Origin of the sequence: Thermoflexus hugenholtzii JAD2, from assembly GCF_900187885.1 — a bacterium.
Lineage (GTDB): Bacteria > Chloroflexota > Anaerolineae > Thermoflexales > Thermoflexaceae > Thermoflexus > Thermoflexus hugenholtzii.
In genome coordinates, this window is sequence record NZ_FYEK01000018.1 from 67320 (window position 1) to 92225 (window position 24906).

Below are 24906 nucleotides of genomic sequence, written 5' to 3' on the forward strand. Positions count from 1 at the left end.
CGGTGCCCCTTACGCCTGGGCGAAGATGTCGATCATCAGCTTCACGTCCCCCAGCGGGTAGAGGACCGGGCAGGTGCACCCGGCGGCGCGATATTCGTCCACCTTGCGGCGGACCTCCTCCGGCGACCCGCTGGCGGTGATCAGCTGGACGATATCGTCGGGGACCAACTCCATGGCCCGCTCGATTTGCTCCGGGGTGGCCGGCCAGGTGAGGACGCGCCCGATCTCGTCCAGCAGCTCCTGGGGCACCCCGCTGGCCTTCATGATGTGGGGCTGCTGGCCCAGATACTGGGTCACCAGCTTGCGGGCGCTGTCCAGCGCTTTCTTGCGGTCGTGGTCGACGGAGCACACCACCAGCTGCGGGCGGTCGATGTCCTCGAGGCGGCGGCCGGCCCGCTTCGCCCCGATCTCCAGGTGATGGAGGGCCAGCTCGTTGTATTTCGGGGAGACCAGGTAGTTGAGCAGCACGCCGTCGGCGATCTCGCCGGCCAGCTCCATCATCTGCATGCCGGTGGCCCCGATGTAGATGGGGACATTGCGGGGCTCCCGGCGCCCATACACCACATCCAGCTCCACATCGGTCAGGTGGACGAACTCGCCGTGGAAGGTCACGCGTTTCATGGCCAGGAGGTCGCGCACCGCGGTGACCACCTCGCGCATGGCCTTGAGGGGCTTCTCCCGTTTGATGCCGACCTTGGAGGCCAGGGGATCCCACCAGGCGCCGATGCCGAGGATAATGCGGTTGGGGGCGAGGTCGTCCAGGGTGAGGAAGGTGGCGGCGATCAGGGCCGGGTTGCGGGTCCAGTTGTTGATCACCCCCGAGGCCACCTTGATCCGTTCGGTGACGGCGGCGTAGGCGGCCATGGGGACGATGGCGTCGCGGACCAGCCGGGATTCCGCCTGCCAGACGGCCTCGAAGCCGCGCTGCTCCGCGTATTGCACGTAACGCATGGCCTCCCGCAGATCGTGGGCGTCCTGGAGGTAAAGGGCGACGCGCTCCGGCATGGGCGCCTCCATGCGAGGTGTTTTCCCCCATTTTAACCGGAAGGCTGGGCGTTTGCCGGGATGGGCGTCGCTCCCCATATAGGTTTCGGGGTTCGAACGGAGGAAGGGGAGGGCAGAGAGATGGATCGCGCTCCGGGTCGGCAAGGCCGGGCGCGATGGGTGGCGCATGGGCCGATTCACCCCCGGCCGGGCGAGGCCATGGATGGCACCACTCAGGCGAAGAATTTCCCTAAGGCATCCATAGTCGAAGAGAAGCCGGGCCTCAGGGTGTGAGGGGGAATTCGACCGCGACCTGGCGTGGGAAGAAGGAGAAGGCATCCACGGCGTGGGCGGTGGGGGCGGGGGGTTCATAGGACCAGATTCCCACCTCTCCTTCTGCGAAGGTGTCATCCTGAGCCTGGAGCACGGGCTGCCCGCCCACGGTCACCGTCATGGTGGTTCCCACGGCTTCCACCTCCAGGGTGAGCCAGGCGCCGGGGGTGAAGCCGGGCAGGGCCGTCTGGCCCAGGAGGGTCCAATCGCTCACCCGCCACAGCTGGACGGCGCCCTCGGGGCTGACCTCGGCCAGGTAGCCGCGGGTGGGCCGGCCCGCTTCGCCGTAGCCGCCGAGGCGGATGCCCAGGCCCAGGGTGCCGGTGGATCCTTCCAGGCGGAGGCGGGCTTCCACCCGTCCGTCCTGGAGGCGCCAGCCGTTGAAGGTGAGGAGGTGTTCCCCGCCGGGGGTGAGGGGGAGGAGGGCGCCGTTCTGGCGGCCCCAATCCCCTGCCCGCTCGGTCCAGGCCGGTCCCACAAAGGTCCCTTCTTCTCCCTCAAAATCATCGGTCTGGCAGAAGAGAAGGGGCTGGTCGGGCTCCTCGCAGGGCCAGTGGGAAGCATCCCGGAGGAGGGGATGGTGGCCCCAGCCGCCGCCGAAGTCATCGATGGCGGCGTTGGCGAGCTCGAGGCCGATCCAGCCGCCGCGGCCGATGAAGAAGGGGGTGGTGGGGACGCGGCCGAGGCGCTGGTCGTTGTGGAAGACTTCGAGGGAGCCGTCGGCCCAGGCGCGGGCGCGGAGGCGATCGCCGGGTTGGGGGGAGAGGGGCCAGGCGGCGTGTTCGACCCATCCGGTTTGGGGGTGGAAGGATTCGACGCGGAGTTGGCGGGTTTGGAGGTTGAGGTGGAGGGCGAGGGTGCCGGCGCCGGTCCAGTGGGGGCTTTGGGATTTGAGGAGGAGGTGGACGGAGGCGCTGGGGTCGAGGCGGGCGAGGGTGAGGCAGGCTTCCTGGTTGGCGGGGAGGGGGTCGGCGGTGCCGTGGGGGTTCCAGAAGGCCCAGCCGCCCTGGCGGGCGGTGAGGGTGCCGTGTTCGAGGGCCAGGTGGGTGGGGCTGGTGAGGCCGGACCAGTGGGGGCCGAGGGGGCCGTCGGGGCGGTTGAAGTCGTCGCGGGGGAGGCAGTCGAGGAAGCGGCGGGTGGCGAGGTCGAAGTAGAAGCGATCCTCCACCGGATGGCCAGGGTCGGTGTAGGGGTTGGGGGTGGTGATGGGTTGGAGGATGAGGATAGAGTTTTCCACATCGACGATGAAGACAGGCCCCACCGCCCGGGGGGTGGGGTAAGTGACCGCTTCCACGAGGGTCCCGCCATAGACGCTCTCAGGTTGGGAGGGGTCGTAGACGGTGACCACGAGGTGGAGCTGGCCCTGGGGGGAGGGGAGACGAGTGGTTGTAAGAGGATCCCGTTCCATTTCGGATCCGGCGAAGACGATGGTTTGGCGGCGGCTCTCGGGGGAGACGGTGATCCATTCATTCTCGGGCCAGCCGCCGGCGAGCATGGCGATGGGGAGGTCGGTGAGGTGGAGGAAGCCCTCGCCCAGAGGGGTGCCGAAGACACGGAAAGAATAAGCCGGCGTGGGGCTGGGGCCGGGGGTGGGCCGCCAGACAGGGGTGGGGGAGGGATAGAGCCAGAAGGGAATAGCGGTTTTGGTGGCAGCCAGGCGGGTGAGGGGGAAGACCTTGGTGGCGTCCGCTGGATGGAGGGTGGGTTCCTGGACGCTCTGGGCAGGGCCGGTGCGCCTGAGGTGAGGGGGCTGGGTCAGGAGCGCCCACAGTCCGATCCCCAGCATGAGGAGCAAGCTTCCCTGGAGGAGGGGAAGAAGCCATCGCCGTTTGGGGAAGGGAGAACGCGCCATCGCTCACCTCTCCCACGAGATGTCTGATGAAAAGCGAGGGTAGGCTTGCGACAGGATGGGATGGGATGACAGGATCCGATGCATCTGCAGGTAACCTTCCATGGGCTGGTTATCGATGCCCGCCCGCCTTTCCGTGGTTTGACATTGTTCATCCCTTGTCTCCTGGCAGGCGGTCCAGGTGGTCAGCACACCGGTGAAGATCATCACGCGTTGATGGGTTTCCAGGCCGTAGCGGGCGACGTGGAACCATTGTTCTGCGTTCACTCCATTTGTGAGGTAAATTTCAGGGAACGGCTCCGCTGCCTCTGCGCCCCAGGAGATATACCAGAGGTCCTCCAGGGTCCACCCATTGAAAGGCTGACAGGAAGGGCATCCCCGGAACGGGCAGCCATCGCAGGAGCCGAAGTTGAGCAGGTAGGAGCCGAGGTCGAGGAGGTCGGCGACCTCGGTATAGCCCTCCACCCACTCCCGGGTGGCCTGGGCGGTGTTCCAGCCTGGCTCCGCATCGATGGCGCCCAGGGCCCAGAAGCGCCCCAGCCAGTGGGGGTTATCCCAGACGTCCTGGTTAAGCCGGTTGATCATCTGCGCCCACGCTCGCCCGTGCGCCCGGGTCACGGCCTTGCTGGCATTGTTAACGCCCAAAGCCAGATAAAGCCGGGCGGTTCCATTGCACTCCGCAAAGCCATCCAGAAAGCTTCGGGTCAGAGTGACGATGGTCGTAGTGGAAACAAAAGTGAAATCAACGAGGGTTTCTGCTCCATATTCTCCATTCTGCATCCGGGGATATCCGAAGTCCAGGATGACGGTGCCCCAGCCCCACGGGGGGAGGGATTCTCCTCGGGCGCAGCCCCAGGCCCGGAAGGTTTCGGGGGAGAGCTGATCTTTTCGCGCCACATAGCGGGAGAGGGTGGTGAGGGGATCGATCCACTGAAGGCGAACGGTGCCCCAGGAGGGATAGTTGTGATTGGCCGCGGGCAGGGTGGCGGTGTCCAGCACCACATTGAGGAAGTTGGGAGCCCAGGGCCTGGCCTCCAGGAACACCTGCTCGCTTCCCATCCGGGTTTCCAGGAAGCCATCTCCGTAGGAGGTGCCGCCCCACAGGAAGCCCAGGCGCAGGGGATCGGTGTCTCCCAGGGGATCGGAGAGCGGGAGAGCCCAGTAAGGGGCGTTGGAGAGGCTCACGGAGAACGAATCCCAGTAACCGGTTCCACCGTTGTAAGGGGGATTGGGCGTTCCGGGGGCGTTATAAGAATCCCAGGTGGCGAGGGTGAAGGTGAACGCCACCCGATAGCCCCAGGCGGGGGGCAGGGGGAGGGAGGCTCCGTGGATGCTGGTGTTCTGGCTGGCCCTTTCTGGAACCTGAGGGCGTCCCAGGTGCAGGGTATTGGTCACGGCGGTCCCTCGCCAGAGGGGGGCGCCTGAGAAGGCGATTTCGGGCGGCTCCGGGCATGCGCTACAGGGGCATGCGCTACAGGTTTGCTAGGTGAGGGGGGGTCTGAGGTCTGGGCCTGGGTCAGGGCCAGGCTGCCCAGCGCGCCGAGCAGGAGCCATCGGAGCATCCCGCGTTTCCGGTTGTTCATATATTGTTTCCTCCGAATAGCAGGTTTGGGGAGGAGCTTTCTGAGTCCAATCATAGAGAGTTTGGGGGGCTGTGTCCAGCTCGGAGTGTTCATGTTTTTGACATGTGGGTGTTCCGATTTTTGACAGCGGGCGGATCTGCGATGGTGCGAAGGAGTCGCCAAGCCTGAAGAGGGGGTGCCAGTCGGGGGGCGCTGGGAGAGCCCACCCAGATCCCGATGGCAAAGCCCCAGGAGCGTAAGTCCATTGGGCTTGGTGCCCCCAGACGCTCGGCGAGGCGGTGGAGATAACGGCTCACGCCAGCAAGGGAGAGACCCCAGCGGGCCGCCAGGGCCTTGAGGGGAAGCCCGGCGGCCAGATCCCGCCAGCGGCGCCAGTCCCGGGCGGAGAGGCGACGCAGCCGTCCACCGAGAGCGCGCTCGAAAGCAATGGCTTGATCCACGAGCTCTGAGGGCCAAGCCACTTGGCCGTGGGCCAGACGGGAAAGGGTCTCCGCCCATTCTTCCGGGGTTTGGATGAGATCCAAGATGCCGCTCAGACCGATCTCCCAGGCGATCCAAATAGAGAGAGGGGTGCATCGGCTCTCCAATAGAGCTATGGGCCGATATGGGTTTCGTTCTCGCAAGAAGGCGGCAAGAAGCCACCCGGAGGGGCAACCCCCTCGCCGGTTAGTAGCAGGGGAAGGGCCTCGGAGCAGGTGTCCAGCTCCTCCACGTTGCAGAGCGGACGGAGGTTGGGAAAGAGGGTCCGGAGCGCTGCGCGGAGTCGCGAGGGTGCCCACAAGCCGATCCCATCGATCCGTTGAGCCCCCCCTAACTCTTTGGGCAGCCTAAGATTATCGTTCGCTTTCCCGACGGTCAAGTTTTCAGGGCTCCCAGAAAGCAGGCGCGGAGGTTTCAGGGGGCCTCCAGCTCGTCCGGTTCGCGTTCGACGAACCGCTCGATCACGCGGCCGACCGCTTCCAGGGTAGCCGGGGAGATCCGATCCAGGGTGTCCGCCGTGGTGTGCCAGGCCGGGTAGTCGAAGTCGATGATGTCCACGGCGGGGATGCCTCGCTGCAGGAAGGGGAGATGATCGTCGATCAGCGCCCAGCGGGGCTCGGGGATGAACCAGGCCCCGTAGCCCAGCTCGGCCGCGATCCGCCATAGCTGCTCCCGCAGGGCGGGATCCGAGTGCTGTTCGTAATAGAACTGGGGATCCGCATCCCCGACCATGTCCACCAGGATCATCGCCGTGGGGGTCACCGCCATGGTGGCGGCGAAGTGGGTGGAGCCGAGGATCCAGGGGAGACCCTCCAGGCCTCCCTGGTCCTCGGCATCGAAGAAGACCAGCCACACCTCATAGCGCAGGCGAGAGCGGTCCAAGACGCGGGCCAGCTCCAGGAGCACGGCCACCCCGCTAGCTCCATCGTTGGCCCCGGGCACCGGATCATCGGGACGCTCGGGATCCCGATCCGCCCGGCGTCGGGTGTCGTAGTGGGCCCCGATCACGAGGACCGGCCCTCGACCGGCCCGGGCGATCAGGTTGCGGCCGGAGAGCCCCGCAGCGGCGAAAGGCTGAACCTCGAAGGCCCAGCCCTCTCGGGTTACGTGTTCCTCAATGTAGCGCTGCACGGCTTCCCATCCCGGGCTTCCGGGATAGCGGGGACCCAGGGCCAGCTGGGCCTGCACGTGGCGGAAGGCCTCCCGGCCGTCGAAGGTCCGCCCCCCGGCCGGAGCGGAAGGACGGCAGGCCCCGATCAGGAGCAGGATCAGCAGCCCGAGCCGGGGTGAGGATCCCCGAAGCATCCTCTTCCCTCACGCGCCCAGGCGGCTCAGGCGCCCGGCGTGGGCGAGGATCAGCGGCATCAGATCCGTGGCCATGAAGATCCCCAGCCCGCCGGTCCGGCACGCCCGCTCCCCGAAGCCCGGGGCCCCATCCGGCCGCGCCGTCCGCGGCGCCCACAGCAGCACCGGCACCGGATGCCAGGTGTGGGTGCGCAGGGCCGCCGGGGTGGAATGATCCCCCGTGATCACCAGGACGTCCGGGCCGCGCTCCAGCAGGATGGGAAGCGCGGCGTCCACCGCTTCGATGACCCGGACCTTGGCGGCGAAGTCGCCATCTTCCCCCCGGCTGTCGGTGGGCTTGATGTGGATGAAGAAGAAATCAAAATCGTCCCACCGGGCGACGGCCTCCCGGAAGAGCGCCTCCGGGCTCTCTCCATGGACCTCCAGGACCTCCATCCCTACCAGGCGGGCGACCCCACGATACATCGGGTAAGCGGCGATAGCGGCGGCCCGGAGTTTGTACACTTCCGAAACGGAAGGAAGGCGCGGCGGACGGTCAAATCCTCGCAGGGTGACCATGTTCGCCGGGTGGGCATCGGCCAGCAGCGCCCGCGCCTGCTCGATCCACCGGTTGACCAGGGCGGCGGTGCGCTCGGCCTCGGGCTGGAGGGCGCGGACCGGCAGGGGCGGCACGCCGGTTTTGCCGGGGTCCGTCTCCGTGAGGGCCGGGGAGAGCCCTTCTCCGCGCAGGACCAGGACGAAGCGGTGCTCCTTGACCGGCTCGATGCGCACCTCCACGCCCTCCAGCCGGATGGTCCGCAGCCGCTCCACCAGGCGGGCGTTCACCTCGGTGGGGATCCGGCCGGCCCGCCGGTCGACGATGCGGCCCTCCGCATCGACGGTGACGAAGTTGCCCCGCGCGGCGATGTCGTGAGGTTCCAGGGGGAAGCCGATCCCGACGGCCTCCAACACACCCCGGCCCACCGGATAGATCAGCGGATCGTAGCCGAAGAGGGCGAGATGGGCGTAGCCGCTCCCCGGGGCCAACCCCGGCCGTATCGGGATGTGCAGCCCCAGCGTCCCTTCCGCGGCGAGGCGGTCCATGTTCGGCGTGCGGGCGGCCTCCAGCTCCGTAGGCCCGCCCGGTTCCACCGGCATCCCGCCCAGCCCGTCCATCACCAGCAGGACGATCTTCGTCGTCCCCTCGGTCGCCAGCTCCGCGATGAGAGAGAGGTCCGCCATGGGAACTTCCTCCGTGCTTCAGGGTAACGATTCCGGGAATAGGGGCACCGCTCATTCCCCTTGCAGCGCCTGGATCCGCTCTCGCAGCCTGCGGGCCAGCGGGAGCACCGTTTCCGGCGGCGCCTCAGCGGCCGTCAGCGCCTGGAGCTGTTCGAAATCCGCTCGCCCCTGTCGCACCTCCGCCGGGCGGGTGAGGGACAGGTGCCCGGCGGCCTGATCGAAAGCGGAGCGGGCCCGTTGCAGCGCTCCCCGAGCCTCGCCGGGGGCAGTCGGATACGTCTGCAGGAATAGATCCAGCTGGTGGGTCGCCTCCCGCAGCGACCGACGGGCCAGCGCAGCGGTCTCCGCCTCCGCCCGTGGCCGCAGTGCCCAGGCCAGCCCGCCGATCAGCCCGAGACCGGCGGCCGCCAGGGCCAGGGCCAGCGGCCATCGCATCCGTTGCCGTGGCATCATGGAACCTCCGGGATCTCCAGGATCTCTGAGCCTTCATCTTAGCGAGGCCATGGGCCCGTGTCCAATCGGGTAGGGGCGATCCGGCGGGTCGCCCGCATGAGGCGCATATTCCAGGAATCGATCCCCCAGTGCTCTTCTCCCTCCCGCATCTGGACAGACTGGAAAGCCCTGGGGGGATAACGGCCAGCCCATCCTGAGCGGAGGAGGCGATGCGGCCCATCCATCTGCTCCTGCTTTCCTTTGCGCTCATCGGGGCGCTCTTTCAAATCGCGACGCCGCTCTTTGAGACACCCGACGAGCTCTGGCATGTGGGGATGGCGGCGCACTTGGCCCGAGGAGGGGGATTGCCGGTGCAGCGGCCCGGCGAGGACACGCCCTGGCGACAGGAGGGTAGCCAGCCGCCGCTCTATTACGCGATGCTGGCCGCCTTCTCCCGCCTTTTCCGCTGGCCCCTGGAGGACTTGGAGGCCGTGCGCGTGGAGAACCGGCATCCATCCCCGGGGAACGCGGAGTTGCCGGACAACAAGAACATGGCCCTGCACGGCTCCTGGGAGCGGTTCCCCTGGCCGGGGGCGGTGGGCACCCTGCATCGGTGGCGTCTGATCTCCCTGCTCCTCGGGCTGATCACCGTGGGGGCGATCTACGCCGCGGTTCGGACGGTGGCTCCCGGCCGCCCGCGCTGGGCCCTGGGGACGGCCGCGTTGACCGCGTGGAACCCCATGTTTCCCTTCGTGATGAGCGCGATCAACAACGACACGCTGATCAACGCCCTGTCCGCCCTCACCCTGTGGGCGCTGGCCCGCCTCTGGCGATACGGGATGACGTGGCCCCGGGCGATCCTCCTCGGGCTCCTGCTGGGGTTGGCCGCCCTGAGCAAACTCAGCGGCCTGGCCCTCTGGATCTTCACCGCCGGTGTCCTCTTCGCCCTCGCCTGGGAAAGGCGCTTGCGCATCCGTTCGCTGCTCTTCCACGGAATCCTGATCTATGCCATCGCCGGTCTCCTCTCCGGGTGGTGGTTCCTGCGCAACTGGATGCTGTATGGGGATCCCACCGGGCTGAACGCGATGCTGGAGATCTTCGGGCGCCGTTCGGTCACGCCGGCCCAGCTGCTCGCCGAGGCCCGGGGCTTCGTCTGGTCCTTCTGGGCGGTCTGGGGCTGGTTCAACATCGTGGCGGACCCGCCGGTGTATTTCTTTCTGGAAACTTGGCTGCTGCTGTCCGGGATCGGAGCGGCCTTCGCCATACACCGGGCATGGCGGAGGCCGGATCCGGAGGCCTGGGCTCTCTGGGCAGGCGCCTTGGGCTATACCGGCCTGATCTTCGCCGGGCTGGTGCGATGGACCTCCATGACCTCTGCCTCCCAGGGTCGGTTGATGTTCCCGGCCATCGGCCCCATCGCCTGGATGCTCTGGGTCGGCTGGGAGTCCATCGTGGAGCGCGGGATCCCCTGGGGGCGAACCGTCGGGCGATGGGCCCCGGCGGTGATCTGGATGGCAGTGGCCTGGATCGCGCCGATCCGCTACATCGCACCGACCTATGCCGGCCCCACACCGATCCGCGAGCTCCCTCCGCAGGCCCGACGGGTGGAGGCCGTCTTCGGCGATCGCTTGCGCCTGCTGGGCTACCTCCCCGGCACAGTGACGCTTGGCGGCGCGCTCCACTTGACGTTGTTCTGGGAGTGCCTGGAGCCCACCGCCCGGCCGTGGAGCGCCTTCCTGCATCCGGTTCGAACCCCTCTGGTTCAGGATGTCCGGCAAGTGGATCGCCATCCCGGCCGCGGCCTGTTCTCCACCACCGATTGCCGCCCTGGCTTCCGCTTCGCCGATCCATACTGGGTGCCCGTCGGAACCGGTAACATCCCTCCGGCCGTGATCCGCCTGCATGTGGGGCTCTATGAGGCGGACACCGGCTGGATCGCCCCGGCGCGGGACGGCCGGGGACGGCCTGTCGAGTATGTGATCCTGGAGGCGGGAAAGCTGCGGGGGACCTCCGTGTTGTCCCCCGCCGTGCCCCTGAATGTGCGGGTCGGGCCCGCCCGCCTGATCGGCGTGGACCGGCCGGCGGAGGTCCGACGCGGGGAGGTGATGACGGTGACCCTCTACTGGCAGGTCGAGGCGGTCCCTTCAACGGAATGGCGGGTCTTCCTCCATTTGGGGGATCCCGATCAGCCGCCTCGGGCCCAGCACGATGGCCCTCCTGCTCTGGGGGAGTTGCCCTCCTCGTGGTGGGAGCCCGGTGACCGCTTCGCCGATCCGCATCCTCTCTGGATCCCAGGGGATCTGCCGCCGGGTCTCTACGGCCTGCGCGCCGGCCTGTATCAGCCAGGCGGCGAGCGCGCGGAGGTCGTCATGCCGGATGGCGAACGCCCGCCCCATCGGGCGGTGGAGCTGGGGGAGATCCGGGTCCTCCCCTAAGCCCGCGGGAGCGTGGTGTGGGAGATCGGGGATTCGGCTATAATTTGGGGCAACCGGACAGGCCATCCTGGGAGAGGATCCGAAGCCTATGGATCTCACCGATCTGATCCTATTGCCCATCGCCTTCCTGGGCGCGACCGTCGCCGCCTTCTGGCTGAGCATGGTGATCTGGACCTTCCGGGACATCCGGTCGCGCACCCGGGATCTGCCGACCCAGTTTCTGGCCACCCTGCTGGTGGCGGTGCTGAACGTCCCGGGCCTGTTGATTTACCTGATCCTGCGCCCCCGGGAGACGCTGGCGGAGGCCTATGAGCGGGCCCTGGAGGAGGAGCTGATCCTCCAGACCCTGGAGGAGATCGAACAGTGCCCGGCGTGTGGCCGCCGGGTGAAGGCCGAGTTCATCGTTTGCCCCTACTGCCACACTCGTCTGAAGCAGCGCTGCCCGCGGTGCCAGCGGCCGCTTCGCCTGGAGTGGACCCTCTGTCCCTACTGTGGGGTCAGCGTGAGCGGGGCCGCGCCCTCCCCGGCTCTCGCCGCCCCCGCCCGAGGAGGCTCCGCCGGCCCGGAGTGAACCGGATCGTCGATCGTTTCCGGAGGAGAAGCGGGGATGGGGCGATATCAGCCACCGGACGCGCTGGCTTTCCCGCGGTTTGCGGGGATCCGCACCTTCATGCGCCTGCCCCACGTCCAGAGCCCGGAGGGGGTGGATGTGGCCGTCGTGGGTTTGCCCTTCGATACCGGGGCCACGTTCCGGGTGGGCGCTCGCTTCGGCCCGGAGGCCATCCGCAGCGCCTCGGTCCTCCTGCGTCCCTATCATCCGTTTCTCCGGGTGAACCTCTTCGAACATCTCTCCGTGGTCGATGCTGGGGACGCTCCGGTGGCCCCCGGCTTCATCGAGGATTCCCTGCGGCGCATCGCGGAGTTCCTGACGCCGTGGGCCGCCGCCGGCGTGATCCTCATCGGGTTGGGCGGGGATCACTCGGTTCTTCTGGGGGAGCTGCGGGCAGTGGCCGCGGCGTACGGGCCGGTGGCCCTGGTTCAGCTCGACAGCCATCCCGATACCTGGGACGCTTATTTCGGGCATCGGTATACCCACGGCACGGTGGTGCGACGGGCCATCGAAGAAGGGCTGATCCTCCCCCAGCGGTCCATCCAGGTGGGGCTGCGCGGGCCGATCTACGGCCCCGAGGACTGGGAGGCGGCCCGGGCCCTGGGCCTGGAGATCGTGACCGCCGGGGAGGCACGCGCCTTGGGTCTGGAGGGCACCGCCCGCCGCATCCTCCAGCGGGTAGGAGATCATCCCGCGTTCCTTTCCGTGGACATCGATTTCTTCGATCCGGCTTATGCGCCGGGCACCGGCACGCCGGAGGTGGGCGGCTTCGCCTCGTGGGAGGGCTTGACCCTCCTGAGGGGTCTCATCGGCCTGCCGCTGGTGGGGATGGACGTGGTGGAGGTGCTGCCGGCCTATGATCCGGCAGGGATCACGGCCCTCCTGGCGGCCAACGTCGTCTACGAAGTCTTGGCGTTGCTGGCCGCCCGCCGGCGGGATGGCCTGCCCGCCGTCGCGTTGCTCGGCGCCCGGCCGGAGGGCATGTGAGGCCGGGATCGGATCCATCTTGGAAGGAGGGGCTTCCGGGATGGTTTACGCAGTCGAGCTGCGGGAGGTGAGCAAGCGCTTTGGAGAGGTGGAGGCCGTCCATCAGGTCTCCCTGCAGATCCGGGAAGGGGAGTTCTTCTCGCTGCTCGGCCCTTCAGGGTGCGGGAAGACCACCACCCTGCGCATGATCGCCGGCTTCGAGCGGCCGGATGCCGGCGAGATCCTCATCCGCGGCCAGCGTATGAATGAGGTCCCCCCGTTCCACCGCCCGGTGAACACCGTCTTCCAGCACTACGCCCTCTTCCCCCATATGACGGTCTTCGAGAACGTCGCCTTCGGCCTGGAGATGAAACGTCTCCCCCGGGAGGAGATCCGCCGTCGGGTGGCGGAGGCCCTGCGCCTGGTGCGCCTGACCGGGCTGGAGAACCGCTATCCTCGCCAGCTTTCCGGTGGCCAGCAGCAGCGGGTGGCCCTGGCCCGCGCCCTGGTCAACCGCCCGGCGGTTCTGCTCCTGGACGAGCCCCTGGGCGCCCTGGACCTCAAGCTGCGCAAGGAAATGCAGCTGGAATTGAAGAACCTCCAGCATCAGGTCGGCATCACGTTCATCTACGTCACCCATGATCAGGAAGAGGCCATGACCATGTCCGACCGCATCGCCGTGATGAATCAGGGGCGGGTGCTCCAGGTGGGCACGCCGGTGGAGATCTACGAGCGCCCCGCCACGCGCTTTGTGGCCGATTTCATCGGGGAGACCAATTTCCTGGAGGGTCGGCTGGTCGCCTTTGAGGAAGGATACGCCCGGGTGGAGGTGGAAGGATTCCCCCTCCTCGCCGCGCGGCCGGATGGGCTCTTCCCGGGCCAGTCGGTCACGGTCGCCATCCGCCCCGAGCGGATCCATGTGAGCCTGGAGGAGCCCCTCGCGTTCCCCAATCGCTATCCCGGCCAGATCGAGGAGGTGATTTACATCGGGACGGACACCCTCTTTCGGATCCGCTTGAACGAGCGCCTCGCCCTGCGGGCGCGCATGCAGAACCGGGAGGGCACCGCGCCCCTGGCCGGCTATGCGCCGGGGTCCGCGATCTGGGTCGCGTGGATCCCGGAGAGCGTCCGGGTGTTGCGGGAGTGAGGCAAGGGCGCCGGCAGGCGGGGCCATCGCGTGCCTGGACACGGTCGGATGAGGGCCGGAGGTCGTCACTATGGTAGGCGTGTTGCGTTTCGGAGGTCGAACCGGGACCGCGCTCGGCGTGTTCGGGGTCCTGGTGGGAAGCGGGGTGGCCCTTCTTCTCCTGGCCCAGAACACGGAGCCTCCTGGGCGGATGATCCTGGGTGGGCTGGGGCTGCTGGATGGGGTCCTGGCGGCCGTCTGGATCCTGGGTCTTCCGGGGGTCTCCGCCCTGATCCTCGCCCGCGCCGGGGCGGGGCTCGTCGGAGGGGTGGGGGCGATGTTCGCCCTGGGCCTGGAGCGGGGTCTGGTGATCGCCCTCCTGGGCATGGCCCTCCTCATCGCCGCACTCCCCCGGGCTCGGCTTCCCATGCTCCTCATCCTCCCTGGGACCTTTTATCTGATGGTCTTCTTCTCTTTCGCCGTCGGCATCATCGCCGTCATCAGCTTCATGAAACGGGGACCTTATGGGGGGATCCGCTGGATTTTCACCTTGGAGAACTACCAGCGGGCTCTGGATCCCCTCTACATCCAGATCGTTCTGACCTCCCTCTGGATCGCCCTCGTCACCACGGTCCTCTGTCTGCTCATCGGCTATCCCGTTGCCTACGCTATGGCCCGGGCGCCGGCCCGCTGGCGCAACACTCTGCTGGTCCTGACGATGATCCCCTTCTGGACCAACTTCCTGGTGCGCACCCTGGCCCTGATGTTCGTGTTGCGCTCGGATGGTCCGATCAACGGCCTGCTGATGGCGCTGGGCCTGATCTCGGAGCCTCTCCCCCTCCTGTTCACGCAAAACGCGGTGATCCTGGGCCTGGTATATGGGGAGCTGCCCTTTATGATCCTTCCCCTCTATGCTACCCTGGAGCGGTTCGATTTCTCCCTGGTGGAGGCGGCCCAGGACCTGGGGGCGAACGAATGGCATGCCTTCCGGCGGGTGATCTGGCCCCTCACCCTCCCAGGGGTCCTGGCCGGCTCCACCTTGGTCTTCATCCCCTCCGTGGGGGCCTTCATCACCCCGGATCTCCTGGGAGGGGCCAAAACGATCATGATCGGCAACGTCGTTCAGTATCAGTTCCTCACGGTGCGCCACTGGCCCTTCGGGTCTGCCCTCTCTTTGATCTTGATGGCCATGGTCCTGGCGGCGACGATGATCTACCTGCGCGTCGGCGGAAGGGAGCGTGTGCTATGAGCGTCCCTGCGGTCACCCGGCCGGAGCGCGCGGCGGCGCGCGTGTGGCCGCCCCTGGTGCTGTATCTGGTGGAAGGGCTGGAGTGGACGGCTGTGGGCCTGGCGCTGCTGCATCTGGGGAGCGCCCTCGGGACCCTCATCCCCTGGCTGACCGGCCTGGGGGTGCTGGGCGACCTGCTCCGCCTGGCCCGGATGTGGACGGGCCCGGAGGGTCCCGGATGGGTTTCGCTGGCCAGCGGCTGGCTGGCCCTCTACGGTCTGCTGTTGCTGTGCGGCTACCTGTGGCGTCGCCCCGGCCGGATGGGGCGGATCCTGCGGCATCTGTTGACCTGGGGTTCCCTCACCCTGGTCTTCCTGCTCCTGATCCTGCTGGATCTCAACCGCGAGCATCTGTTGAACCGCTTCCTGCGGGTGGAGCCCTGGCCGGTCCCCGCCTTTCGTTTTGCCGCGGAATGGCGGGCAGGGATGATCGGGCTGACCTTCTTGTTTCTGTATGTGCCGATCTTCATCCTGGTCCTCTTTTCCTTCAACGCCTCGCCGATCTCCACGGTCTGGCAGGGTTTTTCCACGGCCTGGTATCAGCGGGTGCTCCAGGATGAGCTGGTGCGAGGGGCGGCTGGGCGCAGCCTCCTTATCGCTTTCCTTGCCACGTTGATCTCCACCATCCTGGGCACGATGCTGGCCCTGGGGCTGGATCGCCATCGCTTCTTCGGAAAGGCCTTCCTCGAGGGCCTGCTCTATCTTCCCATCATCATCCCCGAGATCGTGATGGGGGTGGGGCTGCTGCTCTTCTTCGTCCTGACCCGCACGCCCCTCGGCCTCTGGACCATCCTCATCGCCCACGTGGCCTTCTGCATCCCCTTTGTGTATGTGATCGTCCGCGCCCGGCTGGCCACTTATGATCGCACGCTGGAGGAGGCGGCTCAGGATCTGGGGGCGAACGAGTGGGAGACTTTCCGCCGCATCACCTTGCCGCTGCTGATGCCGGGGATCCTGGGCGGGGCGCTGATGGCCTTCACCCTATCCATCGATGACTTCGTCATCACTTTCTTCGTCACCGGGCCCGGTTCGACCACTCTGCCGGTGTTGCTCTATTCCAAGGTGCGGCTTGGGATCACCCCGGAGCTCAACGCGATCTCCTCTCTGCTCTTCGGCGCCTCTTTGACCTTCGTGGTGCTCTCCCTGATCGCTCAGCGTCGCTCATGAGCGGGAAAACGAAGCCGCAGGGGATAAACCCGGCCTCGAAGGGCCTCCATCGACGGACTCGGCCGCCCATGGCCTATCCACGTGGGGAACGACCTCCTGGGCGGCCTGGGGCGCCCCTGTTCAGCCCATGGTGGATTCTCCTGCTTATATTGGGCGGTCTCCTGGCCGGCCTGGGCATTGCCCGGGGCCTGTGGATGCTCTCCTCCAGCTCCGAACCTTATCTGGCGCCCCAGCCGACCTCCTCTGCTCGGACCCCGCGGGTGGGTCTGGTGGCCGGGCATCTGGGGCACGACAGCGGGGCGGTCTGCGCCGATGGACTCACCGAGGTCGAGGTCAACGTGGCCATCGCCCGGGAGGTGGCCCGCCGTCTGGAGGACCTAGGGTATCAGGTGGACGTCCTGGAGGAGTTCGACGAGCGGCTGAACGGCTATCGGGCGGCGGCCCTGCTCTCCATCCACGCCGACTCCTGCGAATACATCAACGAGCAGGCGACCGGCTTCAAGGTGGCCCGGGCTCAGGCCGACGCTGTGCCGGAGCAGAGCGATCGCCTGGTGGCCTGCCTGATCTCCGCCTACCGGCAGCACACCGGGCTGCGCTTCCACGCCGACAGCATCACCTACGATATGACCGACTACCATGCCTTCCGGGAGATCGATCCTCGCACCCCCGCGGCGATCATCGAGACCGGGTTCCTCTACCTCGATCGAAGGATCCTCACCGAGAGGCGGGAGCGAGTGGTGGAAGGCATCGTGGAGGGTCTGCGTTGCTTTCTGGAAGGCCGGTAAGAGGGGGATCCGCCGGGGAGGCCATGTGGGGAAGGCCCCCCCGGCGTTTCAAAAGCACAGCTCTTACGGGACCGGCTGCTCCGCCGGACGGCGGAACCATGTCCGCCACTCCCGCTTCTCCCAGACCACCAGGATGGGCGCCGCGTTGAAGATCGAGGAATAGGTCCCGCTGATCATCCCGATCAGCAACGTGGCGATGAACTGGCGGATCGTCGTCCCCCCGAAGAGGAGCAGGGCGACCAGGGTGAAGATCAGCGTCAGCTGGGTGTTGATCGAGCGGTCCAGGGTCTGCAGGATGCTGTGGTTCACGATCCGCTCGTAGGGCTCGCCGCGATAGCGGAGCAGGTTCTCCCGGATCCGGTCGAAGACCACGATGGAGTCGTGCACGGAGAAGCCGATGATGGTGAGCACGGCGGTGAGGAAGAGGGCGTCCACCTCCCACCCGAAGACTTTCCCGAAGATCGAGGCGGTGCCCACCACCACCGCCACATCGTGCAGCAGGGCCAGGACCGCGGCCACGCCGTAGCGGAAGGCGTGGGGGACCTGGCGGAAGGCGAAGGTGAGGTAGAGCATGATGGCCAGGGAGGCCATGGCCACCGCCACCAGGGCGCCTCGTGTGACCTCCGCTCCCACCGTGGGCCCCACCGACTCGAAGCGCTCCAGGACGACATCGCCGTAGCGGGCGCGCAGGGCTTCCATCACCCGGGCCTGGGTCGTCGCGTCCATCTCCCGGGTGCGGATGATCAGCGTCCCCTGCAGGGAGGGCTGGGCCCGGATGTCGGCCGTGGAGAAGCCGGTCGCCTGCCCCACGATCCGGATCACCTCCTCGCTGGAGGGCGTCGCCCCCGCGGGGAGACGGAGCTCCAGCATCGAGCCGCCGGTGTAGTCGATGGCCAGGGGCAGCCCGTAGAGGGCCAGAGAGATCAGGCCCGGCACGATGACCAGCAGGGAGAGCGCGAAATACCAGTATCGCTTGCCGATGATGTCGATCATCCCTTCGCCTCGCGATTGGAGAAGTTCAGGAATGCGTCCGTGATGCATCCGCAGATGATCAAAGCCCGAACCATCCCCGGTGGACGCCGGGGCGCAGGCGATCCAGCAGCGCGTGGAGGAAGGCCCGGGTCACCCAGATGCCGGTGAACAGGCTGGCGGCCACCCCGATGGCCAGGGTCAGGGCGAACCCCCGCACCATGCTGGCCCCGAAGTTCAACCCGAAGATATAGAGGATGGCGCAGGTGATCAGGGTGGAGATGTTGGAATCCCGGATGGAGGGCCAGGCCCGCTCGAACCCATAATCGATCGCCATGGACAGATCCCGCCCGGCGCGGAGCTCCTCCTTCAGTCGCTCGAAGATCAGGATGTTGGCGTCCACCGCCATCCCGATGGAGAGCACAAACCCGGCGATCCCGGGCAGGGTCAGGGTCACCGGGAGCAGCTTGAAGATGGCGAAAACCAGGGCGGTGTAGAGGCTGAGGGCCAGCACCGCCAGCACCCCGGGGACTCGGTAGTAGAGGATCATGAACAGGGCGACGGTGGAGAACCCGATGATGCCGGCGATCAGGCTGCGACGGATGGACTCCTGCCCCAGCGTCGGGCCGATGTTGCGGGTATCCACGATCTTCAGCGGCACCGGAAGCGCCCCGTAGCGCAGGGTCACCGCCAGGGCCTCCGCGTCCGCCAGGGTGCTCCCGGAGCCCATCCGGATCACCCCCTGGCCCTGGGTGATCGGCTCCTGGATCACCGGGCAGGAGATGACTTTCTTGTCCAGCACGATGCAAAGGTAGCGCCCCACGTTCCGGGAGGTGTATTCGGCGAAGAGCCGGGTGCCCTCCGCGTCCAGGGTGAAGGCCACCTCCGGCTGACGGAACTCATCCAGCTGGGGCCGGGCGCTGCGCAGGTTCCGGCCGGTCATGATGGTCCGGTAAACCGGCTCCGTCGGGCTGAGGGGCGCCGTTCCGGTCACCTCCGCTGTTCCGGTCAGGGAAGGAGTGGGAGCAAGGGACGGCGTGGCGGTGACCGGCGCGGTCCCGGTGATCGGAAGGTCCAGGCTGGTGCGGATGGTGGTGCCTTCCGGGATCGGGGTTGCGCCGGCGTCTACGAACTCCAGCAAGCCGGTCTGCTTGATCGTGTTCACGGCTTGCTCCAGGTTCGTCACCCCGGGCAATTCCACCACGATCCGGCGTGTCCCTGCGATCTGGACGACGGGCTCGGAGACGCCCAGGGCGTTCACTCGGTTCTCGATGATCCGGCGCGTGTCCTCCAGGTTGCCCCGGTCCACGGGCTGGTTCGGCGGGACGTCCGCCTCCAGGAGGATCTGGATGCCTCCCTGGAGGTCCAGGCCGAGCACGGTGCGGATCTCCCGCTGCAGCCCCAGGAAACCGATCTCAATCCGGGTTTCCGTGAAGTCCACCCAAAGGGCGAGGACGGCCAGCAGGCCGATCAGCGCCAGCCAGAGATTCCGGTTGCGCATCGGGAAATTCACCCTCGGATCAGGTTGACCTCGTTCAGGCGGCAGGAGGATGCGGCGGGTTTTCGCCCTTTTCTCCCGGCTCTCCCGGTGATCGGGCTTGGGAGAGCGGCTTGATTATATGAATCCGGAGGAGGGAAAGCAAGCCCCCCGGTGCCGGGCGACGCCCGAAGTTGTTCCCTCAGCCCCATCGGATGTTCGCACGGCGTTCATAGCAGGCGGGTAGATTCGCCAAGGATCTTGGTTGAGGAGGCGCCGATGTCGGGACAGGGTTCGACGTCCTCTTCGTGGAAACTGTGGGCGGTGATCGGCGGGCTGGTGGCGCTTCCCGTGTGTCTCTGCGCGTTCTGTGTGATCAGCGGTCTGGGAGCCACGCTTCTGGGAACCGTGGGTTTGGTAGGCCTGATCGCTGGAGAGGTCCGGCCGGCCCAGGAGGCTGCGGAGCAGTTCCTCTCCGCCTTGCGGGATGAACGATGGGAGGACGCCTACGCCCGTTGCGCTCCGTCCCTTCAGAGGCAGCTGGGCGGGCCGGAGGAGCTGGCCCGGCGGTATAGGGGCGATCACCGGCCGGCCGAATGGTCTTTCTCCAACTGGAGTGTGGAGGTGAAAAACGGGGTTCGACAGGCCACGCTGGGAGGAACCCTCACGACGGCGGGTGGAGAGAAGTTCGCTTTCTCCATGGAGCTACGCACGCGCACGGTCGGGTCCGGCGAGGTGTGGGAGGTCAGCGCCTTCAGGACGGATTAAAGTAGGCGTCAGGGGCTTCAGGGGCCCGGGGGAGCGGAGCCGGGCCTCCCTGTGCCGGCAGCCCGGCGGGAACGGCGTTTCAACGACCGAAGGGGTGTCGCGGCGCGCGGCGATCCCGAGCTTTGCGGCGTGTGTAGGGAGCATGGCCGGAGGGGTGGTTCCGCCCTATCTGCAAGGCCCTGGCTCGGATCAAGGCCCGAATTGAGGCCCAAAAGGGGCGGCCTTCGGTGAGGGGATCCGGGTCACCCCCCATCCGAAGGCCCGAATGCGTTAGGCCAGGTAATCCTTCAACTTGCGGCTGAACTGGGGATGGCGGAGCCGACGCAGGGCCTTGCTCTCGATCTGGCGGATCCGCTCCCGGGTCAGCCCGAACATCTGCCCGACCTCGTCCAGGGTCCGCCACTGGCCGTCCTTCAGGCCGAAGCGGACCTCCAGCACCTGCCGCTCCCGCTCGGGCAGGGTGTCCAGGATCTCCCGCAGCTGCTCCCGCAGCATCTTCAGGTGGGCCTCCTCCAGCGGGCTGAGGGTCCCGTGATCCTCAATGAAGTCCCCTAGCTCGCTGTCCTCCTCCTCGCCCACCGGCGTCTCCAACGACATGGGCTCAGCGGCCCAGCGCAGCGCCTGCTCCACCTTCCGGGTGGCCTCCCGGAGACGGCGGGCCAGATAAGGGGGCAGGGGCTGGTTGGCGTTCCACGCGGCCTGGATCTCCAGCACCTCCTGTGGGGACAGCAGATCCAGCTCCAGGGCCAGCTCCTCCGGGGAGGGGTCCCGCCCCAGGGTCTGCTGGAGCTTCTGCTGGGCGCGCAGCACCCGGCTGAGGAACTCCGCCAGATGCACCGGGATCCGGATGGTGCGGGCCTGATCGGCGATGGCCCGGGTGATGGCCTGACGGATCCACCAGGTGGCGTAGGTCGAGAATTTAAAGCCCCGCCCGGGATCGAATTTCTCCACCGCCCGCAACAGCCCCAGGTTCCCTTCCTGGATCAGGTCCAGGAAGGAGACGCCCCGGCCCAGGTATTTCTTAGCCACGCTGACCACCAAGCGCAGGTTGGCACGGATCAGATAGGAGCGGGCCTCCGCGGCCTGATCCCGCACGTGCTGCCACCATCGGCTCAGCCGCTCCTCCGAAGGCAGGTGGGCCCGAAGGGCCCGCTCCCCCGGCCACTGGACCGCCGGCGGGCGCCCGGAGCCGGGTCGGGCGGGATCCGAGGCTGCGTGCGCTGCGAGATACGAGAGCACTTCGGGGGGCAACAGCAGCAGGTCGGCGTAGATCCGGACGAGCAGGCGCAGCAGCTCGGCCAGGCGGCGGCCGCCCCGCTGGCGCTCCAGGTAGGGCTCCAGGGAGGTGGCCCGCGCCTCCGGGATGGGGCGGCTGAGGTCGGCGATGAGGTCGGTCAGGCGCGGCATCGGGCGGTGGAGACGGGCCGCGGTCGCTTCCGCTTGGGCCCAGGTGGCCACCAGGTCCCGGTAAACCACCAGGGCCAGATCGGCCTGGGAGGGCTTGCGGAGCGAACTGCGGAGGGCGTCGAGGACCCGGGGGGCCTGGAGGCGGATGGCCAGATCCAGCTCCTGGGTGGGCTCCAGCAGGGGAACCCGGCTGATCTCCCGCAGATACATCCGCACCGGGTCCTCGGCCAGCTCCGGACCCCACCATTCGCCCAGGGCCTCGATCTCCTCCTCGATGGGTTCGCTCTCGATCTCCTCCAGCTCCGTTTCCTCGGGCTCCTCCGGGAGTGGCTCCTCGGGGATCCCCTCTTCCTCCTCTTCCAGGATCCCCTCTTCTTCCTCCAGCCACTCCTCCTCGAGGCCCCGCGGCTCTTCGTTCTCCCACGATGGCTGAGTCATTCGCATCCGCTCCCTTCCCATCGCCTCAGGCAACCGGGCAGTGGTCGCGACCCCTGTAGTGGAGTACCTTCAAAAAAGGACAGGCCCTTCGAGGGTGAGCCCTGTGGGCCTGCATCGCCGGATCCCGATCAACGCTCCGTTGTGGACAGTCGATCCTCCGGGATCGCGCGCCGGTAACGGAAGCGCTGGATTTGATTCAACGCCTCCGTCAGCCGTTGCCATTTTGCCATGAATTCCTCTTGAGGCCAATCGGGCGCGGAGTCGGCCAGGGCGTGCAGATCCGTAAGAAGCTCCTTCAGGCGCTGCTCGCGGACCCAGAGGGCGAGGCGCAGCGTCTCCTCCGCCCATCGTTCGTCCTCCGGGTCGAAGCCCTGCAGCAGGGCCCTGCGGCGCTCCAGCAGCCTCGCCCAGGCCGCCCGCAAGAACGGCTCCCCTTCCTCCTCCGGCCATTCCTCCACGGGCCCGAGCTCCGCGATGTGTCGGAACAGCGCGCGGAAGGTGGAGTCCATGAAATCCTCTTCGGAAAGGGGATCCAGCCCCAGCTCGGCGAAGCGGACGTGCAGGTAGGGCAGGAGATCCGGGGCCAGGCCCAGCATGACCAGGAGCGTCGCCTCCGCCTCCGCCCCTCCTCCCCGCTCCCTCTGCGGCGCGAGGGAGGGCGCAGGGGCTTTGCGGAGGCGCCGTTCCGTCTCCTCCATCCGGCGGCTGGTCACCTGTTCCAGCAGCACCCGCTCGTTGAGCCGGGCCATGCGGGCGGCCTGCTGGATGTAAACGTCCCGCTCCACCGGATCGGGGATGGCGGCCAGGATGGGCACCACCTCGCGGACGAAGGCGGCCTTCCCCTTCGGATCCTCCATGGGGAACCGGGCAGCCAAGTAATCAAGCAGGAAGGCGATCACCGGGCGGGCTGTCTCCACCGCCCGGGCCCAGGCCTGGGGGTCGCGACGGATCAGCTCGTCAGGATCCATCCCTTCGGGCAGGGTCAGCACCCGCAGGTCCACTCCGAGCTGGCCGCTCAGGCGGATCAGCCCCCGCGGCCCGAGCTCCAGGGAGGTCTCAGCGAAAGCCTCGCGGGCGGAGGCGAGACCCCGCAGCACCGCATGCATCCCTGCCGGGTCGGCGTCCAGGGCCAGCACCAGACGCTGGAGTCCACGGTGCAGCTGCCGCAGCTGCGCCTCGCTCAGGCTGGTCCCCAGGGCGGCCACCACATTGGTGAAGCCGGCCTGATGGGCCATGATAGCGTCGAAGTAGCCCTCCACGATCACCGCCACCCCCGTCCGCCGGATCTCCGCCCGGGCCAGGTCCAGGGCGAAGAGCACCGCGCTTTTGTCGAAGAGGAGGGTCTGGGGGGAGTTCAGATACTTGGGCTCCTCGCCGGAGAGGGCGCGGGCCCCGAAGCCGATCACGTGGCCCTGGGGATCCCGGATGGGGATCATCAGGCGTCCCCGGAAGCGATCGAAGGCCGTGCCGTCCTCCCGCACCACGATGAGCCCGGCGGCCTGCATTTCCTCTATAGAGAAGCCGCGGCCGCTCAGGTAGTCCAGCAGGGCATGCCAGGCCCCGGGGCTGTAGCCCAGGCCGAAGCGCTCGATGGTCTCCGGGGTCAGCCCACGGGCGACCAGATACGCCCGCGCCGGCTCCGCCTCCGGCAGCTGGCGGAGCTGGTGTTGATAAAAGAGGGCAGCAGCCGCCAGGGCTTCCCGCAGGCGGGCGCGCTCCCGTTCCCGGGCTTCCATCTCGGGCGTCTTCGGCGTGAGGGGAACGCCGGCCCGCTCCGCCAGAACCCGCAAGGCTTCGGAGAACGACAGGCCGTCCCGCTTCATCACGAACTGGAAAACATCCCCGCCGGTGTTGCACGCCCCGAAACACCGCCATGTCTGGGTGTCGGGGAAGACCACGAAGGCCGGCGTGCGCACGTTATGATGGAAGGGGCAGAACCCGATGTAGTTCTTCCCCGATCGCCGCAACGGGACGGTCTCCCCGACGATCTCCACGATATCCAGTCGGGACTTGATCTCCTCGATCACGGAATGGCCGGGCGGGATATTTCGGGTCATCGGCACCGTTCCTTCCGGGACGTCCGCGCAAGGGGCTTCCACTCTGCCCCCTCTCCCTCGCGCGTAGGAGCCGCGACAGGGGATAGGCCTGTGTTCGCCCGATGTTGATTTCCACCATAATCGGGGGAGGATCGGCTGTCAAATCCACGCGGAAGTGGGAGTGGCCCACGTGGCAGTAGACGATGAAGGAGGGAGGATCGGCTGTCAAACCCACGCGGAAGCCTGGAGGAACCGATGCGCCTGGTGGTCTTATCCGGAGGTGTCGGCGGTGCTCGCATGGCGGACGGGTTCGCCCGCATCCTCCCGCCGGAGCTGCTCGCGGTGGTGGTGAACACCGGCGACGATTTCGAGTGGCACGGCCTGCGGGTGTGCCCGGACCTGGACACGGTGATGTATACCCTGGCCGGGATCGCCAACCCGGAGACCGGGTGGGGGATCGCCGGGGACACCTGGGAGGCCCTGGAGATGCTGGGGCGATACGGCGGGGAAACTTGGTTCCGGGTCGGGGATCGGGATCTGGCCACCCATGTCTACCGCACGTTCCTGCTGGGGCAGGGCCTGCGGCTGAGCGAGGTGGCCGCCCGCCTCTGCCGCGCCCTGGGGGTGCGCGTCGCCGTCTGGCCGATGAGCGACGAGCCGGTGCGCACCATCGTGGACACGGAGGAGGGGCCGTTGCCGTTCCAGGAGTATTTCGTGCGCCGGGGATGCCAGCCCCGGGTGCGGGGGTTCCGCTGGGAGGGGCTGGAGCGGGCGCGCCTGGCTCCGGAGGCCCGGGCCGCCCTGGAGGAGGCGGACCTGGTGGTGATCGCCCCCTCGAATCCGTATGTCAGCATCGGCCCAATCCTGGCCCTCCCAGGCGTTCCGGAGCTCTTGAAGGAGCGGACGGTGGTGGCCGTCTCGCCGATCCTCGGGGGGCGGGCGCTGAAGGGGCCGGCGGCGAAGATGATGGCCGAGCTGGGGGAAGCCCCTTCCGCCCTCGCCGTCGCCCGGCGCTATCAGGCCTTCCTGGACGGCTTCGTGCTGGACCGGACGGATGCGGCGCTGGCCCCGGCCGTGGCGGCGATGGGGATCCGCCCGCTGGTCACCGATATCCTCATTCTGGATCCCGCCGCGCGCCTTCGTCTCGCAGAGGAAATCTTGCAATGGGTGGCCTCCTGGGCGGGCCGCCCGTCTCCTCGATGAGGCGAGCATGGAGGAATGGAGGAAGAGCACCTGCTCAATGGTAAG

General features: G+C 67.6%; 20 protein-coding genes and 1 pseudogene. 9 read left to right on the forward strand and 12 right to left on the reverse strand.

The annotated features are described in order from the left end of the window. Positions 1-9 precede the first annotated feature (9 nt). From CFB18_RS04515 to CFB18_RS04545, 7 genes are all read right to left on the reverse strand, one after another. The gene (locus tag CFB18_RS04515) at positions 10-1005 is read right to left on the reverse strand and encodes an LLM class flavin-dependent oxidoreductase (protein ID WP_200808076.1); all 996 of its coding nucleotides are present in this window, start codon (positions 1003-1005) and stop codon (positions 10-12) included. Positions 1006-1267: 262 nt separating this feature from the next. Next, entirely contained in the window at positions 1268-3169 is a 1902-nt protein-coding gene (locus CFB18_RS04520; RefSeq protein ID WP_088570613.1) for a hypothetical protein, read from the reverse strand. A 3-nt stretch (positions 3170-3172) separates the two neighbouring features. Further along, a complete protein-coding gene (locus CFB18_RS04525) occupies positions 3173-4561 on the reverse strand; it encodes a hypothetical protein (protein ID WP_088570614.1) in 1389 nt (462 codons plus the stop codon). Between the two features lie 277 nt (positions 4562-4838). Continuing rightward, entirely contained in the window at positions 4839-5273 is a 435-nt protein-coding gene (locus CFB18_RS04530; RefSeq protein WP_143597514.1) for a hypothetical protein, read from the reverse strand. A 370-nt stretch (positions 5274-5643) separates the two neighbouring features. Further along, positions 5644-6534: a M28 family peptidase gene (locus CFB18_RS04535; RefSeq protein ID WP_088570616.1), complete on the reverse strand. Its 891-nt coding sequence runs from the start codon at positions 6532-6534 to the stop codon at positions 5644-5646. 9 nt (positions 6535-6543) lie between these two features. After that, a complete protein-coding gene (locus CFB18_RS04540) occupies positions 6544-7755 on the reverse strand; it encodes a 2,3-bisphosphoglycerate-independent phosphoglycerate mutase (RefSeq protein ID WP_088570617.1) in 1212 nt (403 codons plus the stop codon). A gap of 51 nt (positions 7756-7806) precedes the next feature. Further along, complete coding sequence (locus CFB18_RS04545; protein WP_088570618.1) at positions 7807-8205, reverse strand: hypothetical protein; 399 nt, start codon at positions 8203-8205, stop codon at positions 7807-7809. Between the two features lie 212 nt (positions 8206-8417). On the opposite strand from CFB18_RS04545, the gene CFB18_RS04550 reads away from it, so the two are divergent. From CFB18_RS04550 to CFB18_RS04580, 7 genes are all read left to right on the forward strand, one after another. Continuing rightward, on the forward strand, positions 8418-10622 hold the full coding sequence (locus tag CFB18_RS04550) for a glycosyltransferase family protein (RefSeq protein WP_088570619.1): 2205 nt from the start codon (positions 8418-8420) through the stop codon (positions 10620-10622). Between the two features lie 88 nt (positions 10623-10710). Further along, a complete protein-coding gene (locus CFB18_RS04555) occupies positions 10711-11193 on the forward strand; it encodes a zinc ribbon domain-containing protein (protein WP_088570620.1) in 483 nt (160 codons plus the stop codon). Positions 11194-11229: 36 nt separating this feature from the next. Further along, positions 11230-12219, forward strand: coding sequence for an agmatinase (speB, locus tag CFB18_RS04560; protein WP_088570621.1), 990 nt, complete (start codon positions 11230-11232; stop codon positions 12217-12219). Between the two features lie 40 nt (positions 12220-12259). Further along, entirely contained in the window at positions 12260-13345 is a 1086-nt protein-coding gene (locus tag CFB18_RS04565; protein WP_088570622.1) for an ABC transporter ATP-binding protein, read from the forward strand. 70 nt (positions 13346-13415) lie between these two features. Continuing rightward, a complete protein-coding gene (locus tag CFB18_RS04570) occupies positions 13416-14573 on the forward strand; it encodes an ABC transporter permease (RefSeq protein WP_200808077.1) in 1158 nt (385 codons plus the stop codon). After that, a complete protein-coding gene (locus tag CFB18_RS15565; protein ID WP_200808078.1) occupies positions 14570-15778 on the forward strand; it encodes an ABC transporter permease in 1209 nt (402 codons plus the stop codon). The genes CFB18_RS04570 and CFB18_RS15565 overlap by 4 nt, the downstream gene beginning before the upstream one ends. A gap of 68 nt (positions 15779-15846) precedes the next feature. Continuing rightward, on the forward strand, positions 15847-16563 hold the full coding sequence (locus CFB18_RS04580) for an N-acetylmuramoyl-L-alanine amidase family protein (RefSeq protein WP_159461576.1): 717 nt from the start codon (positions 15847-15849) through the stop codon (positions 16561-16563). Positions 16564-16626: 63 nt separating this feature from the next. Here the strand turns inward: CFB18_RS04580 and secF are convergent, their stop codons facing one another. Both secF and secD read right to left on the reverse strand, forming a co-directional pair. Beyond that, positions 16627-17556: a protein translocase subunit SecF gene (gene secF, locus CFB18_RS04585; protein ID WP_088570624.1), complete on the reverse strand. Its 930-nt coding sequence runs from the start codon at positions 17554-17556 to the stop codon at positions 16627-16629. Positions 17557-17614: 58 nt separating this feature from the next. Beyond that, positions 17615-19033: a protein translocase subunit SecD gene (secD, locus tag CFB18_RS04590; RefSeq protein WP_088570625.1), complete on the reverse strand. Its 1419-nt coding sequence runs from the start codon at positions 19031-19033 to the stop codon at positions 17615-17617. Between the two features lie 255 nt (positions 19034-19288). On the opposite strand from secD, the gene CFB18_RS04595 reads away from it, so the two are divergent. Beyond that, complete coding sequence (locus tag CFB18_RS04595) at positions 19289-19777, forward strand: hypothetical protein (RefSeq protein ID WP_088570626.1); 489 nt, start codon at positions 19289-19291, stop codon at positions 19775-19777. 270 nt (positions 19778-20047) lie between these two features. Here CFB18_RS04595 and CFB18_RS16380 read toward each other — a convergent pair whose 3' ends face one another. The 3 genes and pseudogenes from CFB18_RS16380 to dnaG form a co-directional block, all read right to left on the reverse strand. After that, a complete protein-coding gene (locus CFB18_RS16380) occupies positions 20048-21079 on the reverse strand; it encodes a sigma-70 family RNA polymerase sigma factor (protein WP_407084003.1) in 1032 nt (343 codons plus the stop codon). Between the two features lie 249 nt (positions 21080-21328). Then, positions 21329-21643: pseudogene (locus tag CFB18_RS16485) on the reverse strand (sigma-70 factor domain-containing protein); the annotation flags it as partial. Positions 21644-21750: 107 nt separating this feature from the next. After that, complete coding sequence (gene dnaG / locus CFB18_RS04605) at positions 21751-23679, reverse strand: DNA primase (RefSeq protein ID WP_088570628.1); 1929 nt, start codon at positions 23677-23679, stop codon at positions 21751-21753. 234 nt (positions 23680-23913) lie between these two features. On the opposite strand from dnaG, the gene cofD reads away from it, so the two are divergent. After that, on the forward strand, positions 23914-24861 hold the full coding sequence (cofD, locus tag CFB18_RS04610) for a 2-phospho-L-lactate transferase (RefSeq protein WP_088570629.1): 948 nt from the start codon (positions 23914-23916) through the stop codon (positions 24859-24861). Positions 24862-24906 lie beyond the last annotated feature (45 nt).

Bases quoted from the DNA above. Each gene is read 5' to 3' on its own strand.
- CFB18_RS04540 (WP_088570617.1), bottom strand. From the start codon at position 7,755: ATGGCGGACCTCTCTCTCATCGCGGAGCTGGCGACCGAGGGGACGACG.
- CFB18_RS04595 (WP_088570626.1), top strand. From the start codon at position 19,289: ATGTCGGGACAGGGTTCGACGTCCTCTTCGTGGAAACTGTGGGCGGTG.
- cofD (WP_088570629.1), top strand. From the start codon at position 23,914: ATGCGCCTGGTGGTCTTATCCGGAGGTGTCGGCGGTGCTCGCATGGCG.
- speB (WP_088570621.1), top strand. From the start codon at position 11,230: ATGGGGCGATATCAGCCACCGGACGCGCTGGCTTTCCCGCGGTTTGCG.
- CFB18_RS04555 (WP_088570620.1), top strand. From the start codon at position 10,711: ATGGATCTCACCGATCTGATCCTATTGCCCATCGCCTTCCTGGGCGCG.
- secD (WP_088570625.1), bottom strand. From the start codon at position 19,033: ATGCGCAACCGGAATCTCTGGCTGGCGCTGATCGGCCTGCTGGCCGTC.
- CFB18_RS04550 (WP_088570619.1), top strand. From the start codon at position 8,418: ATGCGGCCCATCCATCTGCTCCTGCTTTCCTTTGCGCTCATCGGGGCG.
- CFB18_RS15565 (WP_200808078.1), top strand. From the start codon at position 14,570: ATGAGCGTCCCTGCGGTCACCCGGCCGGAGCGCGCGGCGGCGCGCGTG.
- CFB18_RS04520 (WP_088570613.1), bottom strand. From the start codon at position 3,169: ATGGCGCGTTCTCCCTTCCCCAAACGGCGATGGCTTCTTCCCCTCCTC.
- CFB18_RS04515 (WP_200808076.1), bottom strand. From the start codon at position 1,005: ATGCCGGAGCGCGTCGCCCTTTACCTCCAGGACGCCCACGATCTGCGG.
- dnaG (WP_088570628.1), bottom strand. From the start codon at position 23,679: ATGACCCGAAATATCCCGCCCGGCCATTCCGTGATCGAGGAGATCAAG.
- CFB18_RS04565 (WP_088570622.1), top strand. From the start codon at position 12,260: ATGGTTTACGCAGTCGAGCTGCGGGAGGTGAGCAAGCGCTTTGGAGAG.
- CFB18_RS04580 (WP_159461576.1), top strand. From the start codon at position 15,847: ATGGCCTATCCACGTGGGGAACGACCTCCTGGGCGGCCTGGGGCGCCC.
- secF (WP_088570624.1), bottom strand. From the start codon at position 17,556: ATGATCGACATCATCGGCAAGCGATACTGGTATTTCGCGCTCTCCCTG.
- CFB18_RS04545 (WP_088570618.1), bottom strand. From the start codon at position 8,205: ATGCCACGGCAACGGATGCGATGGCCGCTGGCCCTGGCCCTGGCGGCC.
- CFB18_RS04535 (WP_088570616.1), bottom strand. From the start codon at position 6,534: ATGCTTCGGGGATCCTCACCCCGGCTCGGGCTGCTGATCCTGCTCCTG.
- CFB18_RS04570 (WP_200808077.1), top strand. From the start codon at position 13,416: ATGGTAGGCGTGTTGCGTTTCGGAGGTCGAACCGGGACCGCGCTCGGC.